Here is a 17,217-nt window from a genome sequence, read left to right as displayed (position 1 = left end):
CTCCCATCACTTCCTGCTCCATGTCCACTTCCTATCCCGCCACGGGCACGCGCCCCGGGCCCGTGCTGCACGCCTGGTGGCAGCGGCTGCGCAGCCGATCGGCTGGCGTCGTTTCCGGCAATGCCGCGCTGCAGGTCTTTGTGCGCAATGCGGCCGGCGTCGGCGGCGTGGTGTTTTTGCTGCTGGTTCTCGCGCTGGCGCTGGCCGCGCCCTGGCTGTTCCCGGGCGACCCGCTCGACATGGTCGCGACGCCGCTGCTGTGGCCGGGCCAGGACCCGGCGTTTCCCCTGGGCAGCGATTCCATGGGCCGCGACGTGCTCGCGGGCATTGCGCACGGCGCGCGCATGTCGTTGTCGGTGGGCGTGGTCGCGGCGGTGCTGAGCCTGTTGATCGGCATCGTCGTCGGCGCGGCGGCGGGTTACTTCGGCGGTCTGGTCGACGATGTGCTGGTGCGCATCACCGAGCTGTTCCAGACCATGCCTTCGTTTCTTTTCGTGATCGTGGTGGTGGCGATAGGCCAGCCGTCGGTGACGGTGATCGTGCTGGCCATAGGCCTGGCCTCGTGGCCCGTGATCGCGCGCCTGGTGCGCGCCGAATTTCGCACGCTGCGCGAAATGGAGTTCGTGCTTGCCGCGCGCAGCCAGGGCTGTGGCCACCTGCGCATCATGCTGCAGGAGATGCTGCCCAACGCGCTGCCGCCGGTGATCGTCACCACCTCGGTGCTCGTGGCCAGCGCCATCCTGATCGAGTCGGCGCTGTCGTTCCTCGGCATGGGCGACCCCAACACCGTGAGCTGGGGCAGCATGATTGGCGAAGGCCGGGAGCTGCTGCGCACATCGTGGTACCTGTGCGCGCTGCCGGGCGCGGCGATTGTGCTGACGGTGCTGGCATTGAATCTGGTGGGCGAGGGCTTGAACGACGCCCTCAACCCACGCCTCAGAGGACGTTGATATGGCGCTTGAACTGATACCTCCCTCGGCCCCGCTGCTCGATATCCGCGGCCTCGATATCCAGTTTCGCGGCGCGCGCGGGCCCATCCAGGCCGTGCGCGGCCTGGACCTGACAATCCAGCGCGGTGAAACGCTGGCGCTGGTCGGCGAATCGGGCTGCGGCAAGTCCACGACGGCCCTGGCTATCCTGCGGCTGCTGGCCCCGGGCGCGACGCTGAGCGGCAGCATCCTGTTCGACGGCCGCGACATCGTCGCCATGCCTGCGGCCGAACTGCGCGCGCTGCGCGGGCGCGATATCTCCATGGTCTTCCAGGAGCCCATGACTTCGCTCAACCCCGTGCACAGCATTGGCGCGCAGATCATCGAGACGCTGCGCCAGCACGAGCACCTGACGGCGGCCGCGGCGCGCAAGCGCGCCATCGAGCTGCTTGATCTGGTGCGCATTCCCGAGCCCCAGCGCCGCCTGGACGACTTCCCGCACCACCTCTCGGGCGGCCAGCGCCAGCGCGTGATGATTGCCATGGCGATGGCCTGCCGCCCGCGCCTGCTGGTTGCCGACGAGCCCACCACGGCGCTCGACGTGACGGTGCAGGCGCAGATTCTCGAGCTGCTCGACGGCCTGCGCCGCGCGTTCGACATGGCCTTGTTGCTGATCACCCACGACCTGGGCCTGGTCGCGCAATGGGCCGATCGCGTAGCCGTCATGTATGCGGGCGAAAAAGTCGAGGAGGCGGCGACGGCCGAACTCTTTGCCCGGCCCGCACATGCCTATACGCGCGGCCTGCTGGGCGCTTCGCTGCATGCGGGCCGCTCGCTGCACTACACGGCCGAGCGGCTGCCCGAGATCCGCGTGCGCGTCGATGCCGCGACGCAGGCGCGTGACTTTGCGCTGCATCTGCCGACGGCGACGCCGGTGCAAAAGGCCGCGGCGGTCGCCTGCGCACCGCTGCTGTCGGTGCAGGACCTGCATACCGAGTACGCCACGCGCCAGGGGGGCGTGGTGCATGCGGTCGATGGCGTGTCCTTCGATATCGCGCCCGGCGAAACCCTGGGCCTGGTCGGCGAGTCGGGCTGCGGCAAGTCGACGCTGTCGCGCACGCTGCTGCGGCTGGTGCAGCCGACCAGCGGGCGCATCGTGCTGGGCGGCGTGGACATTGCGCCGCTCAATGCGCGCGCGCTCAAGCCCTGGCGCCGGCGCATGCAGATGGTGTTCCAGGACCCGTATGCCTCGCTCAATCCGCGGCGCAGCGTGTTCGACATTCTCGACAGCGTGCTGCTGGTGCATGGCGTGGACCAGCGCGACGAGCGCCGCCAGCGCATCGCGCGCATTCTCGATCGCGTGGGCCTGCCGGCCGACGCCGCGGCGCGCTACCCCAACGAGTTCTCGGGCGGCCAGCGCCAGCGCATAGGCATTGCGCGCGCGCTGATCGTGCGTCCGTCGCTGGTGGTGCTCGACGAGCCGGTGTCGGCACTCGACGTGTCGGTGCAGGCGCAGATACTGAACCTGCTGGTCGAACTCAAGGAGGACTTCGGCCTGTCCTACCTGTTCATTTCACACGACCTGTCGGTGGTGCGCTATTTCGCCGACCGGGTGCTGGTGATGCACCAGGGCAGGATTGTCGAGACCGGCAGCCACCAGGACATCTGGGAGCGGCCACAGCATGCATATACGCGCAGCCTGATCGCTTCGGTGCCGGGCGCGCAGCACAGGCTTGCGGCCTGAAGCGTCAGGTCGCGCGCAGGCGCTCAGGATGCCGGCCCAGCCAATGGATCAGTTCCGCCTTGTCCATGGGCATGGCGATGTGATAGCCCTGTCCCTCCTGGCAGCCCATTGCAAGCAGGGCTTGCCAGGCGCCGGCATCCTCTATGCCTTCCGCCAGCACGGTCAGCCCCAGCTTGCGTCCCAGCTCGGCCACCATTTCCGCGATGCGCGCACCATGCGGGTCTCCCAGTTGGCGGGTGAATGAACGGTCGATCTTGATGCGATCCAGCGGCAGGCGCTCGAGATAGCTCAGCGATGAGTACCCGGTGCCGAAGTCGTCGATGGCAATCGAAACACCCTCTGCGCGCAATGCGCAAAGAGTGCTGTCCAACAGCTTGGTCGGCAGTGCCGCGACCGACTCCGTGATTTCCAGTTCGAGATGCCGCCCCTGCAAGCCGTTGGCCGCGAGCGCGGCGCGCACCAGGTCGAAGAACCCCGCATCCTGAAGCTGTACGGTCGAGACGTTGACGGCCATGCGCCGCGGTGCGAGCCCGGTGTCCAGCAGCTCGCGCATGGTTGCGCAGGCGGTCGACAGAACCCATTGCCCCAAGGCCAGGATAAGGCCGGAGTGTTCGGCGACAGGGATGAACTGATCGGGGGGAATGAAGCGGTTGTCCTCGGTGCGCCAGCGCAGCAGGGCTTCGAGCCCTATCAGCTGCTGCGTGTCCAGATTGAGCTGCGGCTGGTACACGAGGAACAGCTGCTGTTTCTCGATGGCTTCCCTGAGCTTGGACAGCAGCACGGCGCGGGCGCGCGCCTCCGTTCCCATCTGATCTGCATACCGCAGGTGCTGGCCGCGATGGTCGCGCTTGGCGCGCTTGAGCGCGATGGTTGCATCCTTGATCAGATCGGCGCCGGGCTGCGGCGCCTTGGGCAGCAGCACATAGCCGCAGGTCAGGGACACCTTGTGGGGCACACCATCAATATGCAATGGCTGCAGCGCACACTCCAGCAGACGCCGGGGCTGTACCTGTTGCACCGAGCCCAGTACTGCGAACGTGTCGGCTCCGAGCCGCGCCAGCAGCACGTCGGAGGGTAGCGAGTCCTGGAGGCGGCGCGCGACTTTCTCCAGCAGGCGGTCGCCGAAATGATGGCCCATCATGTCGTTCGTGGCACTGAAATCGTCAATGTCGATCAAGGCCAGAATATAGTCATCCATTCCCTGTCGTTCGCACTCATTGACTTTCTCGATGAAGTGAGAACGATTGGGAAGATTGACCAGCGGGTCGTGATATGCGCTGTCGTGCAGACGCCCCAGAAGCCCCCGGTTGTGCAGCAGGGTGCTCAGGTTGGCACACAGGACATCGAGCAATTGCGGGTCCAGCGCGCTGTGCGTCGTGGGAACGTCCACGAAAACGACGATGTCTTTCTCATCCTTGTGGCCAATATGCAGCGCGAGCCCGCCGTGCTCTCCATAGACATTGCATCTGCCGTTCATGGCTGCCTCAAGCAGATTCAGCGCGGGCCCTGGTGGCAGCAGAGCCAGCGGCAGGCCCGTGAATTCGCCAAAGCGTCCAGTGGCGGCCTGGACGCAGTAGTCGCCCACGCGCTCTCCACGCTGGGCGCAGACCAGCCCGTCCCCTTCGACCTTCAGCAAGGCGGACAGCTGAATCAAGACCGCGGAAGCGAACTCGCAGGCATCCTTGGTCTCCAGAAGCGATGCGCTGGAACGCAGGATGAGTTCCAGGTTGACCCGGCTGGCGTCCACGGCGCAAAGCTGCTTGTAGGAGCGAACGGCGGTGACCACCATGGCCAGCAGGCGGTCGCGTGTCAGCTCCGCCTTGGTCCGGTAGTCGTTGATGTCGTACCGGAGCAGCGTCTCCAGATCGGGAACCTGCCCGGGCAGGCCCGTGCGCAGCACGATGCGCGTGTTTCTCAGGCCGGCGGTGTGGCGAATGAAGTCCACCAGATCAAGCCCCGAGCAGGCCCGCTCCGACACCACGTCGATGAGGACCATCGCCAGGTCATGTTCGCGCAGCAGCAATGCGCGTGCTTCGTCTCCCGAGAACGCATGCATGAACACCAGCGGGCGCTCAAACAGCAGCTGGCCTTCGAGCGCAGCGCAGGTTGCGGCATGAACGTCGGGATCGTTGTCAACGACAAGTACCCGCCACTGCAGGCCCGTGCCCTGCTCCACCGCTTGTGCGCCATGGAGCGTGGACAAGCCCGTATCCCGCGCGCCCGGTGCAGGGTTACACCACATGCTCGGAAGTGTGCGAGAAAGGGGGCGCCAGCCTGACTTGATTGCGGCCTGCGCGCTTGGCAATGAAGAGCGCCTCATCGGCCAGGCCATAGGCGGTGTCGAAATCGCCGCCGGCGCAGGCCCAGCAGACGCCAAAGCTGGCCGTGACACCACTTCCATCGGGCAGATCGAAGGCATGGCTTTCGATGGCGCGCCGCAAATCCTGCGCGACCTGTTCCGATTCGACGCCGCTGTGCCGCGGCAGCACAACGGTGAACTCCTCTCCGCCAACGCGCCCTACCTGCGCCGCGGCAGGCACGACCGCTTGAAGGCAAGCCACCACGCCGAGAATGACTTTGTCACCCATGGGATGTCCAAAGCTGTCGTTGACCCGCTTGAAATGATCGATGTCGAGCACGATCAGTGCGAGATCCTGGTGCGCAAAATGGCGATTGACCAGGTCGATGATCGCGGCCCTGTTCAGCACGCCCGTCAGCGGATCATGGTTTGCGCGGTGTTCCAGTTCGGCCGCCAGGTCCTGAAGCCGCATGTTCAGCTGGTTCATCTCCAGCTCTGCCTTGTCACTGCGGCGCACCAGCCGACGTGTTTCTCGCAGCAGCCGCTCAAAGGCAATGATCAGATCCCCCAGCGCTTGCCCACCCTGGCCTGGCGCGGAGTCCGCGCCCGCCGAATAGGCCGACTTCGCCGCCAGCAGCGCCTGGTTTTCGGCATCGAAGAGATCGTGGGCCGGCCCGGCGGCGGAGGCGTGCATTCAAGCGGCTCCGATGGCGCGGGTGACAAACGTGATTGCCGGAAAATCCTCGCTCAATTCCTGACCGAACTCGAGGATGGTGTCGTCTTCCTCGTCGTGGTACCAATTGAGCAGCACCTGGTTCCCATCCTCTGCCGCGTTGCTCAGTGCCTCGATGAGGTTGAACAGCATTTTCGTGCTGGAGCTGTTGAAGTAGGCGAGCGCAATGTTCACTTCCAGCGTGATTCCTTGCTCCGTGGAAAGGAAGTCCTTGAGCCGCGCGATGACGTCGCCATAGAAGGCCGCGGCATTTTCGGGGTAGGACTCGCCCCGCAGGCTCAATATGCGGGCATCAAATTTGAAATCCACTTCGGGAGAGCTGGGCGTGGGGGCGATGTAGAGGTTTTCCATGCGTAATCTCGATTCGTTGACAAGCTCGTCGAGCTCAGATCGCCGCCTTCAAGTAGAAGACCGGTGAATCGCCAGACGCGTCGTCCGTGTCGAAGTCAAACTCCAGCGGCAGACGTGCATCGCGCGCGACGGTGAGAAATCCCATGCCCGCACCTTTGCTGCCTTCGGGGGTTTCCTCGCGCAGCGTCTGACGGTAGGCCTGCTTGATTTCCTCCAGCGTCATCTTGCGCAGCGCACCCAGCTTCACCCGCAGGTCCTCTGCCATCAAGGGCTCGATGGGGTTGGCGCACAGCAGCAGAAAGCTGCCGTCGTTCTCGCGGCGAATGCATACCGAACCGTGGCGCAGTTCGCCATTGTTCTGGCTCGCGGGAGTCAGCGAGTCCGCCGAGTAATGGATGATGTTTTGCGCCATCTCGACGAAGGACGAAAAAAGCTTGCGCCGTGTGGGTGCGGCCACTCCGGCCACTTCCAGCTGGAGCTTCACCGCATCCGCCATGGCGGCGACGATGTGCTGCGAGAAGTACCCGACGTAGTAGAAGATGACCTGGTGCTGGCGCGCCAGGTTGAAGAAGGAGCCGTACTTTTCGGCAATCATGGCGGATGGCATATATGGGGCTCTCCTTATGTACGGAAACAGAAGAAAGTCAGGTCATCGCGTCTGTGGTGTTCACCCTGCCAGAGCCGCAGTGCATTCAGCAGGGCCGCATTGACCTCTGACGGCGTTTTTTCCTTGTGTTCGAGCAGAAGTTCCCTGACCCGGCGTTTGCCCAGTGCAATGCCACGGGGGCCGCCGATCTGGTCGATCAGTCCGTCGGTACTCACGAAGACCAGACTGCCTGCGGGCAGCATCACTTCCTGGTTGTGCCAGGCGTAGTCGAAATCGCTGTCCACATAGCCCACGCCCTTGCGTTGCCCGTCGAGCATTTCTATGCTGTCGGTGTCCGGCCGCAGCACGAACATGGCCAGCCGCGCACTCGCAAGAATCAGCCGCCCGCTGGCGGGTTCGAACCAGAAGCAGGCCGCATCCATGCCATCGTCGGAGCCCGGCGTGCCGTCCTGTCCGTTCACCTGGCCGAGCATCTGCTTGATGCTGCGATTGACATGGCCCAGCAGGCTCGCGGGGTCCTTGGGGCCGTTTTGCTCGATCGCCTGATTCAGGCTGGTGGATGCAATCAAGGTCATGAAAGCACCGGGCACGCCATGGCCCGTGCAATCGGCGACGGTGGCGAACCAGCCATCGGTGTCCGTGCAGAACTGGTAGAAATCTCCGCCCACGATGTCGCGCGGCTCCCAGACCAGATGGGCGTCGGGGCAGGCACGGGTCATGGCATCGAGCGAACTGCGCAGCGTGGAGCGCTGGATCACACTCGCGTATTCGATGCTGTGCATGATCTGGCGGTTGCGCGAGGCCTGCATGTCGGCAACCACGCGCATGAGCTGCAATCCGTTGCCTATTCCTGCGAAGGCACCTTCGCGCGTGATGATGAAGCCATCGGACAGGGTCTTCTCGCCGTACTCCACGGTTTTCAAGGTCAGCGCATCGATGTCCAGCGCGGCATCGACAATCAGGGGCTCCTTGTCCATGAAGGCGATACAGCTCTTCTTGCCGTACAGCTCCTGCCGGAATTGCTTGCTCATCTGCGACAGGAAGATGTTGCGATTGATGAGACCGATGGGCTTGTTTCCCTCCACGACAGGAAGACTCACCAGATCACGATGCCGGCTGAAAACCTCCATGACCTTCTCGTTTGTTTCGTCGGGCGTCATGCTCGGTACCTCGATGCAGAGGTCGGCCGCGCTGGGCTGGCGAAAGCGGGGCCGAAAGTCGCTTAGATACTCAGTGATTTCGGGCATGAACAGTACGAAGGGAACGATGTGTGTAAATGTTACTTTTTGCGTATTTCGTTTTCGTGACAGATTTGTTTCATGCGCACGGACCTTGCGCCAAACCCTGGTCGACTTGGGCGACCAGGCGAGCCGGGGCTTCGACAGGCTCAGCCCGAACGGGTTTTCAAGCCCCCGTTCGCCTTGAGCCTGTCGAAGGGCCGGTATTTACTTCTTCGGCTCGACCCAGACATCGGCCAGATTCGACTCGACGCCATCGGCCGTGAGCGAATGGTCGTGCACGCGCTGGTTGGCGATGGTGATGAACTCGGGCTGGTAGAGGTTCAGATCGGGCACGTCGCGCGCGACCGTGTCCTGGAAGTCCTTGAACAGCTGCTTGCGCTTGACCACGTCGTTCTCGACGGCCGCGTCTTCGAGCAGCTTGTCGACCACGGGGTTGTTGTAGTGCGTGCCGTTGGAGAAAGGCACGCCCTTGATGAAGTTCTTCGACCAGTACAGCCGCTGCACGCCCACCGTCGGATCGAACAGGTTGCTGGCGCCGTTGGTGGTGAACGCGAAGTCGCGGTCGGTGTAGATGCGCTTGATGAAGGCACTCGGATCCTGGGCGCGCACGGTCACCGCGATGCCTATGCGCGCCAGCGCCGTGCGGATGTAGTCGGGCAGGCGCGAGCCTTCGGCGCTGATCGGATTGAAGTCCAGCGGCAGCTCGAAGCGCACGCCGCCGGCCTTGCGCGGATAGCCGGCTTCGTCGAGCAGCGCATTGGCTTTCTTCAGGTCGTAGGCATAGGGCGATGGCGCGGGGTCGTGGTAGGCCGTCAGGCCCGGCGCGATGGGCGAGTAGCTGACCTTGCCGTAGCCGTAGTTCACGACCTTGACGATCACATTGCGATCGATCGCATGGGCCACGGCCTGGCGCACCTTGTCGTTCTTGAAGTAGGCGTTGTCGAGATTGAACTCCAGGCGCGTGACGTTGTGCGAATAGCTGTTGCCCTTGGTCTCGAAGCGCAGCGAAGGAATCTTCTTGAGGCGTTCCAGATCGGACAGCGGCACGGGCGTGCGGTAGCCCAGGTCGACCGTGCCGGTCTCGAACGCCACGGCCGCGGCCGCCGGGTCGGTGACGAAGCGCACGATCAGCTGGTCAATGAACGGCTTGGGCTTGTCCCAGTAGTCGGCATTGCGCTCATAGACGATATGGCTGCCGCGCACCCATTCCTTGAACTTGAACGGCCCGGTGCCGACGGGGGCATTGTTGTGCGGGTTGGACTGGGCCTGCGTGCCGTCATAGAGGTGCTTGGGAATGATGGGCGTCTCGGTGGCCACGAGCGCGCGGATCAGATACGGCGCGGGCCTGGACAGGCGGATGATGGCCGTGTGCTTGTCGGGTGTGTCGATGGCGCTGACGTTGGCAAAGGTGTTGCGCCCGCGCGGGTGGATCTTCTTGAGCAGATCGATGGAGAAGGCCACGTCGGCGGAAGTGAACTCGCGGCCGTCATGCCATTTCACGCCCTGGCGCAGGTTGAAGGTATAGGTCAGGCCGTCAGGGCTGATGCTCCATGTGGTCGCGAGCTGGGGCTGGGGATTGACGCTGTAGTCGTACTTGAGCAGGCCCTCTGTGACCTTGGCGCTGACGCTCAGGATGGGCGTGGCGACGTTGCTCACGGTGACCAGCGCCGTGGGCTCGGTGGGCAGCAGCAGCGTGAGCGAGCCGGCGTGATCGGGCGGCGCGGCATGGCTGGCGAAACCGATGGCCAGCAGGGCCGAGGCCAGAAGGGAATGGGTGCGGAAAGTGCGCGAGAGTTTCATGGTGTGTACAGGGAAACGATAGACAAAAGGTCGCAGGAAGCAGGGGCGTGGCGATCAAGGACCACTGGGCTGCAGTTCGCGCGCGGTCGCAGCTTCGGCGTGCGCGCGGGCGCGGGTGTAGATGCCCGCCGCCTCGGGCGAGACCAGGCCATGGCGCAGGTCCTGCGCAATGCGCGCGGCCGGGCGCTGCGCGGGCAGGCCCAGGCCACCTCCGCCCGGGGTTTCGACAATCAGCCGGTCGCCCGCTGGAATCACCTGGCGGCCCTTGGGCTGCAGCGTCGCGCCCGAGGCGAGCTGCAGGCGCCCGGGCGCGCCGTCTAGGCCGCCGAGCGCGCCGCGCGCCGGGTGGTGCACGCGGTCGAACGCCGCGGCGATCAGCAGCGCGGCCGACGGATCGGCATGGCGCACTTCGATCACCTGTCCCAGCCCGCCGCGCGCCGCGCCGGCGCCGCCCGAATCGGTGCGGAACTCCTTGCGGTCAAACACCAGCGGCGCCTGGGTCTCGAGGATTTCCAGCGACACATTGCGCACGCCGCTGGGGTAGGCGGTGACCGAAAGCCCGTCCTGGCCCGGGCGCGCGCCCGTGCCGCCGGTCGAGAAGCTGATGACATTGAAGCGCGGCCCGGCGCGAAGCGCGGCGTTGTCCGCGGCGCTCGCGCCGGCCAGGCCTTCGCCGCCGACCAGCTGCAGATTCCACAGCGACGACGCGCCTTCGGCGGGAACGCGTTCGGGCCGTGCCTGGCGCAGCGCGCCGAACACCACGTCGGGCAGCAGCTGGCCGACCACATGGCGCGCGGTCACCGCGGCCGGGTGCAGGGCGTTGAGAATGCAGCCTTCGGGTGCCTGCACGCGTATGGGCGCGAGCGAGCCCGCGTTGTTGGGCACATCGGCGCCGACCAGGCAGCGCACGCCAAACGAGGTATAGGCGTCGGTATAGGCCTTGGGCACATTGATGCCGCGCGCCACCGCGCCCGATGTGCCGGCGAAGTCCACATCGATGCCGTCGTCCGAGATGGTCACGGTGGCCGTCAGCGTGATCGGCGCGTCGTAGCCGTCGGCGACCAGCGTGTTGTGCCACACGCCCCGGGGCCAGTCGGCCAGCGCGTTGCGCATGGCGCGCGCCGACTGGCCGATGATGTAGTCGCCCAGCGCCGTGAGGTCGTCGAGCGCGAACTCCTGCATCAGCGTCAGCAGCCGCCGGCTGCCGACTTCGTTGCAGGCGACCAGTGCGAACAGATCGCCTTCGACCTGGGCCGGGTCGCGCACATTGGCGTGAATGATGGCCAGCACGGCCGGGTCCACCTGGCCCTCGCGGATAAAGCGCAGTATGGGCAGGAACAGGCCTTCGTGGTAGATCTCCAGGCCGTCGGGGCTGGAGCCTATGCCGCCGATGTCGACCACATGCACCGTGGCCGCGAACAGCGCCACGGCCCGGCCCGCGCGCAGCACCGGCGTGACCATGGTCATGTCGAACAGATGGCCCGTGCCTTTCCACGGGTCGTTGGTCAGGAACACATCGCCGGCGCGCATGGTTTCCAAAGGAAACGCATGCAGGAAATGCTTGACCGATTCGGCCATGGCATTCACATGGCCGGGCGTGCCGGTCACGGCCTGGGCGACCATGCGGCCGTCGGGCAGGAACACGCCGGCCGACAGATCGCCGGCTTCGCGCGTGGGCGTGCCAAACGCCGTGCGTATCAGCGTCTGCGCCTGTTCTTCCACAACGGACAGCAGCCGGTTCCAGGCGAGTTGCTGCTTGATGACTTGCTTGGCCTGGCTCATGCTGTCACCTCGCTGGCCGCGGGTTCGGATTGATAGAGCGCCGCGTTGTCGGGCGTGATCAGGCCGGCCTGCAAATCCCTGGCCAGCCGTGCTGGGTCACGTTCACGTGGATCGCCCAGGCCCGCGCCGCCCGGCGTTTCGACAATCAGCACTTCGCCGGCCGGAATGAGTTGGCGGCCCTTGCCGCGCAGCACCGTGCCTGCGTGTTCGAGCCAGGCACGGCCCTTGGCGCCATCGCTGCCGCCCAGCGCGCCGCGCGGCGCGAAGCGCACGCGGTCCCAGCTCGCGGCCAGCACCATGGGCGCGCCGTCGGCGTTCTCCACCGCAATTGTCTGGCCCAGGCCGCCGCGCTGCGCGCCGGCGCCGCCCGAATCGGCGCGGTATTCCTTGCGCCGGAACAGCAGCGGCGCCTGGGTCTCCAGAATTTCCAGCGAGACATTGCGCACGCCGCTGGGATAGGCCGTGGCCGACAGCCCGTCCTGGCCCGGGCGCGCGCCCGTGCCGCCGGTGGTGAAACTGGTGATGGAAAAACGCCGGGCCTTGGCCAGCGCCTCATTCGGCCCGCCGGGAAACGGCCGGCCGCCGACCAGGTGGATATTCCACAGCGCCGACGCGCCTTCGGCCGGCACCCGGTCGGGGCGGGCCTGGCGCAGCGCGCCGAACACCAGGTCGGGCAGCATCTGGCCTATGGCCGAGCGCGCGGTGACGGCCGCGGGCGGCAGCGCGTTGACGATGGAGCCTTCGGGCGCGCTCACCTGGATGGCGGCCAGCGAGCCCGAGTTGTTGGGCACGTCGGCGCCTATCAGGCAGCGTATGCCAAACGAGGTATAGGCGTCGGTATAGGCCTTGGGCACGTTGATGCCGCGCGGCACGGTGCCCGATGTGCCGGTGAAGTCCACGCGCACGCCGTCTTCGTCAATGGTCACGGCCGCATGCAGTTCCAGCGGCGTGTCGTAGCCATCGACCGTCATATGGTTGTGCCAGGTGCCCTTGGGCCATTCGCGCAGCGCCGCGCGCATGGCGCGCGCCGAGCGTTCGACGATGTAGTCGCCCTGGGCCTGCAGGTCGTCGAGCGCGAACTCGCGCAGCAGCTGCTGCAGCCGGCGCGCGCCCACGGCGTTGCAGGCCACCAGCGCGTGCAGATCGCCCTCGACCTGTTCGGGTTCGCGCACATTGGCGCGCACGATGGCAAGAATCGATTCTTCAAGCACGCCTTCGCGCACGAAGTGCAGCAGCGGCAGGAACAGGCCTTCATGGTAGATCTCCAGCCCGTCGGGCCCGGCGCCCAGCCCGCCGATGTCGACCACATGCACGGTCGAGGCAAACAGCGCGACGATTTGTCCCAAGTGGAACACCGGCGTGACCATGACCACGTCATAGAGGTGGCCCGTGCCTTTCCAGGGGTCGTTGGTGATGAACACATCGCCGTCGCGCATGGTGTCGGCGGGGTAGGCGCGCAGGAAATGCAGCACCGAGTCGGCCATCGAATTCACATGGCCGGGCGTGCCCGTCACGGCCTGGGCGATCATGCGGCCGTCAGGCAGGAAGACGCCGGCCGACAGATCGCCGGCCTCGCGCGTCGAGGTGCCAAAGGCCGTGCGTATCAGCGCCTGCGCCTGCTCCTCGACCACGGCCAGCAGGCGGCTCCAGATCAGTTGCTGGCGTATCGCTTGACGTGTGGCGTGGCGTTGTTGCGTGGCGCTCATGCGGTCACCGCCTGTTCATGGTCCAGCGCGTTCTGCGCGAGTTGCAAGGTGTCGTCCAGGATCAGCGCGCCCAACTGGCTGACGCGCACTTCGAAGCCCGCAATTACATGCGTGGTGGTTTCGTCTTCCACCACCAGCGCCGGGCCCGCAAGCCACTGGCCGGGCTGCAGCAGATGGCGTTCATAGACCGGCACGGCCTGCCAGTCGCCGCTGTCGGCGTCATAGACCTGGCGGCTTTGCGTGGAAACCGCCTGCGCCTGATCGGCGGGAATGAAATCGGGCGCGGGCGCCGCATGTTCGCCGGCCTGCACCGCCACCGACCAGCTCACGGCTTCGGCGGCAATGTGCGGCAGGCTGCGGCCATAGAGTTCGGCATAGCGCTGCTCGAAGCGCTGGTGCAGCGCGGCGCTGGCCGCGGCATCGAACGGACCATCGGGCAGCGGCACGGGAATCTCATGGCCCTGGCCCGCGTAGCGCATGAAGACCTGGCGCTGGCGCACCAGCACTTCGCCCGGTGCGGCGCGCAGCACCACGGCGTCGGCGGTCTCGGTGAGTTCGCCCAGCAGCCGCTCGACGGCCGTGTGGTCCATGCGGTCCAGGCGCTGGTGCAGGCTGCGCACCGTCTGGTAGGCGACCGGCGCCCACAGAAAGCCCAGCGCCGAGCCGACACCGGCCGAGTTGGGCACGACCAGGCGGGCAATGCCCAGCTTGCGCGCCAGCAGCGCGGCGTGCAGCGGGGCCGCGCCGCCAAAGGCGATCAGCGTGCTTTCATCGGCTGCCTTGCCCAGTTCCGACGCATGCACGCGCGCGGCATTGGCCATGTTCTCGGTGACGATGTCGACCACGGCCTGGGCCGCGAGTTCGGGTTCGAGCCCGGTCTGCGCGGTCAGGCCCCGGGCCAGCGCGGCGCGCGCAAGTTCGGGGGCCAGCTGCACCTTGCCGACGGCAAAGCGTGCCGGGTCGACATGGCCCAGCGCCGCATGCGCGTCGGTGACCGTGGGCTGCTCGCCGCCCAGTCCATAGGCTGCGGGCCCGGGGCTGGAGCCCGCGCTGTCGGGGCCGACCTGCACCACGCCCAGGTGGTTGACGCGCGCGATCGAGCCCCCACCCGCGCCGATCTCGACCATCTCGATGACCGGAATGCGTATGGGCAGGCCCGAGCCCTTGAGATGGCGGTGCACGCGCCCGAACTCGAAGCTGCGGCTGATCTGCGGCTGGTAGTCGTCGATGAAGCAGATCTTGGCCGTGGTGCCGCCCATGTCGAACGACAGCGCGCGCGTCGCGCCGATCTGCTCGGCCACCTGGCGCGCGAGCACCGCGCCGCCCGCGGGGCCGGACTCGACCAGCCGCACGGGTTCGTCTATGCCGCTTTGCAGCGTGGTGAGCGCGCCGCCCGAAGTCATGAGGAAAGGCTCGGAGTGCAGGCCGCGTTCCTTGAGACCTTGCTGCAGCCGGCGCAGATAGCCGGCCACCAGCGGCTGCACATAGGCATTCGCCGACACCGTCGAGAGGCGTTCGTATTCGCGGATTTCGGGGCACACGTCGGAGGCCAGAGACACCCAGAGTTCAGGCGCATGCTGGGCCAGGATGGCGCGCACGCGGCGTTCATGGGCGGGGTTCGCATAGCCGTGCAAAAAGCACACGGCCACGCTTTCGATGCCGTCGGCCACGAGCTGCCTGGCCAATGCCGCGACCTGGGCTTCGTCGAGCGCGGTCAGCGCCTGGCCCGCGGCGTTGACGCGCTCCACAACGCCATGGCGCCAATGGCGCGGCACCAGCGGCGCGGGCTTCTCGAGGAATACGTCGTACTGCGCAAAGCGGTCTTCGAGGCCGATCTCGACCAGATCGCGAAAACCCTGCGTGGTGATCAGCGCGGTCTTCGCGCCCTTGCGCTCGATCAGCGCGTTGGTGGCCAGCGTCGTGCCCAGGATCAGCAGCTCGACCTGCGGCCAGTCCAGGCCGGCCAGGCGCAGGATTTCCGCCACGCCCGACAGCACGGCCAGCTCGGGCGCCTGGGGCGTGGTCAGCACCTTGACGGTGTGCTTGGTCTCGCCGCGCAGCAGCACGACATCGGTAAAGGTTCCGCCGACATCGACAGCGACGCGCACGCGCGTGTCCAGGGCGGCAGCTTGGGAGGCTTGGGAGGAGGGCATGGGTACTCTGGCGGCAGGTGATGGAGTCGCTGCGTTCCACCAGGGAGCTGGCGGATGAGCGATAGCCTGACCATGCTAGGTTTGCGTGCCGGTTTACCCAACGAAGCTTTTCATGCTTTCATATTTGGAAATCACCCCCTGGGCGGCTGCCGTCTCGAGACGGCAGCAGTCTTGAAGGCATGCGCGGAGTAGCGTCATTAATTGATATTGAATCTCATTTGCATTAGGATCGGTTGCCATTCCTTCCCTCACCTGCGAGCCATGACCGTCCAGACTCCGACTGCCGACACCATCGAGTGGCTCTACCTGCGTCATCACGACGGGCTCAGGGACTGGATACACCGCAAGCTGAACAATGCCAGCCACGCGGCAGACCTGGCACACGACACTTTCGTGCGCCTGCTGATGCGCACCCAGGGCGCATCGCCGCCCGCGGGCGAACTGCGCGAACCGCTGGCCTATCTGCGCGCCATTGCCAATGGCCTGATGATCGACCACTGGCGCCGCCAGACGCTGGAGAAGGCCTACCTCGAAGCGCTTGCCGCGCGCCCCGAGGCCGTTGCGCCTTCGGTGGAGGAGCGCGCAATCATTCTCGAAACCCTGGAGCAGATCGCCCGTCTGCTCGAAGCACTCAAGCCCAGCGTGCGCACCGCTTTCCTGCTGGCGCAAATCGAAGGCCAGACCCATGCCGAGATTGCGCAGTGCATGGGCGTCTCGGTGCGCACCGTAGAGCGCTGGATGGCCGACGCCCTCTACCGCTGCCACCGCATCCTGCGCGGCGACACCGCGCGCAGCGCATCGTGACGGCAGCGGCGACGCCGCCGCCCTCGGACCTCGAAGCGCTGGAGCGCCAGGCCATTGCCTGGCTGGTGCGACTGCAGTCCCAGCCCGTCAACCCGCGGGTGCAGCGCGCCTGCGATCACTGGCGCAGCGCCAATCCGGACCATGAACACGCCTGGCAGTCGGTGCAGCACACCTACGCACTGATGCGCCAGAGTTTTCTGCGCCTGCCCGACGGCGAATCGGGTCCGGCCATGCACGCGCTCCAGCGTGCTGGCGCGCTCGGGGGGCGGCGCCGGGCCCTCGGGCGACTGGCCGCCCTGGCACTTGCCGTTGCTCCGACCGCCTGGCTGGCCCGGCGCGAGCTTGCCTGGCAGCGCATAGGCGCGGACTACGCCACGGCCACGGGCGAGCGGCGGGACGTCGTTCTTGCAGATGGAACCTTGCTCTCGCTCAACACCGACAGTGCCGTACGGGTGCGCTTCGATGCGACGCAGCGCCGCCTGTTGCTTGACCGCGGAGAGATCTTCGTGCGCAGCGGCGCCGACGCGCCCAGCCCTGTCCATCGTCCGCTTCGCGTGGAAACGGCACAAGGCCGGCTCGAAGCGCTGGGCACGCGCTTTTCGGTGCGGCTGCTGCCCGACCATGCACCGCCAGCGAGCCGGCTCGGAGTGGAACAGGGCGCGGTGCGCATGCAGCCGCGTCTGCCGGGAGCAGGTGTGCGTCCCGTCGTCGCCGAAGCCGGGCAGCGCTGGCTCATGACCCGTTCGGGCCTGCGGGCCGATACCGCCGCCGGCATGGACATCCACGGCTGGACCGAAGGGCTGCTGGTCATCCAGGACATGCGGCTGGCCGATTTCCTGACCGAAGTCGCGCGCTACCGCCCCGGCCATCTCGGCTGGGACGACGACGTGGCCGAACTGCGGATCTCCGGCACCTATCCCCTGGCCAACACGACGCGTGTGCTCGCCCTGCTGTCGCAAGCCCTGCCGATAGAGGCCGCGCTGCGCACACGCTATTGGACCCAGGTGCGGCGCAGGCGCTGAGGCTGCACGCAATCCCGAAAATTTCCTGTCGGGTTTTGCGGACTGG

Annotated in this window: 13 protein-coding genes; 4 read left to right on the top strand and 9 right to left on the bottom strand. The window is 66.4% G+C overall.

The window, feature by feature from the left end; genetic code table 11:
• Nucleotides 1–20 precede the first annotated feature (20 nt).
• Nucleotides 21–950 carry an ABC transporter permease gene (locus GVL12_RS18155; protein ID WP_159916603.1) on the top strand — a complete coding sequence of 310 codons (930 nt, stop codon included), beginning with the start codon at nt 21–23 and terminating at the stop codon, nt 948–950.
• 1 nt (nt 951) lies between these two features.
• The gene (locus GVL12_RS18150; protein WP_159916601.1) at nt 952–2,673 is read left to right on the top strand and encodes an ABC transporter ATP-binding protein; all 1,722 of its coding nucleotides are present in this window, start codon (nt 952–954) and stop codon (nt 2,671–2,673) included.
• A gap of 4 nt (nt 2,674–2,677) precedes the next feature.
• On the opposite strand, the gene GVL12_RS18145 is transcribed toward GVL12_RS18150, so the two are convergent.
• The 9 genes from GVL12_RS18145 to GVL12_RS18105 form a co-directional block, all read right to left on the bottom strand.
• On the bottom strand, nt 2,678–4,876 hold the full coding sequence (locus GVL12_RS18145; protein ID WP_200843879.1) for a bifunctional diguanylate cyclase/phosphodiesterase: 2,199 nt from the start codon (nt 4,874–4,876) through the stop codon (nt 2,678–2,680).
• A gap of 28 nt (nt 4,877–4,904) precedes the next feature.
• Nucleotides 4,905–5,666, bottom strand: coding sequence for a GGDEF domain-containing protein (locus GVL12_RS18140; protein ID WP_159916597.1), 762 nt, complete (start codon nt 5,664–5,666; stop codon nt 4,905–4,907).
• Nucleotides 5,667–6,056 (bottom strand): DUF1987 domain-containing protein, encoded by a 390-nt coding sequence (locus GVL12_RS18135; RefSeq protein ID WP_159916595.1) that lies wholly within the window; start codon nt 6,054–6,056, stop codon nt 5,667–5,669.
• Between the two features lie 34 nt (nt 6,057–6,090).
• Nucleotides 6,091–6,663, bottom strand: a complete 573-nt coding sequence (locus GVL12_RS18130; RefSeq protein ID WP_159916593.1) for a SiaB family protein kinase — start codon at nt 6,661–6,663, stop codon at nt 6,091–6,093.
• Nucleotides 6,664–6,677: 14 nt separating this feature from the next.
• A complete protein-coding gene (locus tag GVL12_RS18125) occupies nt 6,678–7,910 on the bottom strand; it encodes a SpoIIE family protein phosphatase (RefSeq protein ID WP_159916591.1) in 1,233 nt (410 codons plus the stop codon).
• Nucleotides 7,911–8,108: 198 nt separating this feature from the next.
• Complete coding sequence (locus tag GVL12_RS18120; protein WP_159916589.1) at nt 8,109–9,704, bottom strand: ABC transporter substrate-binding protein; 1,596 nt, start codon at nt 9,702–9,704, stop codon at nt 8,109–8,111.
• Between the two features lie 54 nt (nt 9,705–9,758).
• Nucleotides 9,759–11,486 (bottom strand): hydantoinase B/oxoprolinase family protein, encoded by a 1,728-nt coding sequence (locus GVL12_RS18115; protein WP_159916588.1) that lies wholly within the window; start codon nt 11,484–11,486, stop codon nt 9,759–9,761.
• Nucleotides 11,483–13,192 (bottom strand): hydantoinase B/oxoprolinase family protein, encoded by a 1,710-nt coding sequence (locus GVL12_RS18110; protein ID WP_159916587.1) that lies wholly within the window; start codon nt 13,190–13,192, stop codon nt 11,483–11,485. Before GVL12_RS18110 ends, GVL12_RS18115 begins: the two co-directional genes overlap by 4 nt.
• Nucleotides 13,189–15,345, bottom strand: coding sequence for a hydantoinase/oxoprolinase family protein (locus GVL12_RS18105; protein WP_159916586.1), 2,157 nt, complete (start codon nt 15,343–15,345; stop codon nt 13,189–13,191). The genes GVL12_RS18110 and GVL12_RS18105 overlap by 4 nt, the downstream gene beginning before the upstream one ends.
• A gap of 261 nt (nt 15,346–15,606) precedes the next feature.
• Between GVL12_RS18105 and GVL12_RS18100 the strand changes: the two genes are divergently transcribed.
• Both GVL12_RS18100 and GVL12_RS18095 read left to right on the top strand, forming a co-directional pair.
• On the top strand, nt 15,607–16,149 hold the full coding sequence (locus GVL12_RS18100) for a sigma-70 family RNA polymerase sigma factor (RefSeq protein ID WP_159916585.1): 543 nt from the start codon (nt 15,607–15,609) through the stop codon (nt 16,147–16,149).
• Nucleotides 16,146–17,171 carry a FecR domain-containing protein gene (locus GVL12_RS18095; protein ID WP_159916584.1) on the top strand — a complete coding sequence of 342 codons (1,026 nt, stop codon included), beginning with the start codon at nt 16,146–16,148 and terminating at the stop codon, nt 17,169–17,171. Before GVL12_RS18100 ends, GVL12_RS18095 begins: the two co-directional genes overlap by 4 nt.
• The last annotated feature ends 46 nt before the right edge of the window (nt 17,172–17,217 follow it).

The sequence above is a fragment of the Pantoea sp. 18069 genome (assembly GCF_902706035.1).
GTDB lineage: Bacteria > Pseudomonadota > Gammaproteobacteria > Burkholderiales > Burkholderiaceae_C > Comamonas.
Note: the sequence above shows the minus strand (reverse complement) of the source record. Positions and strands in the feature narration are given on the sequence as shown.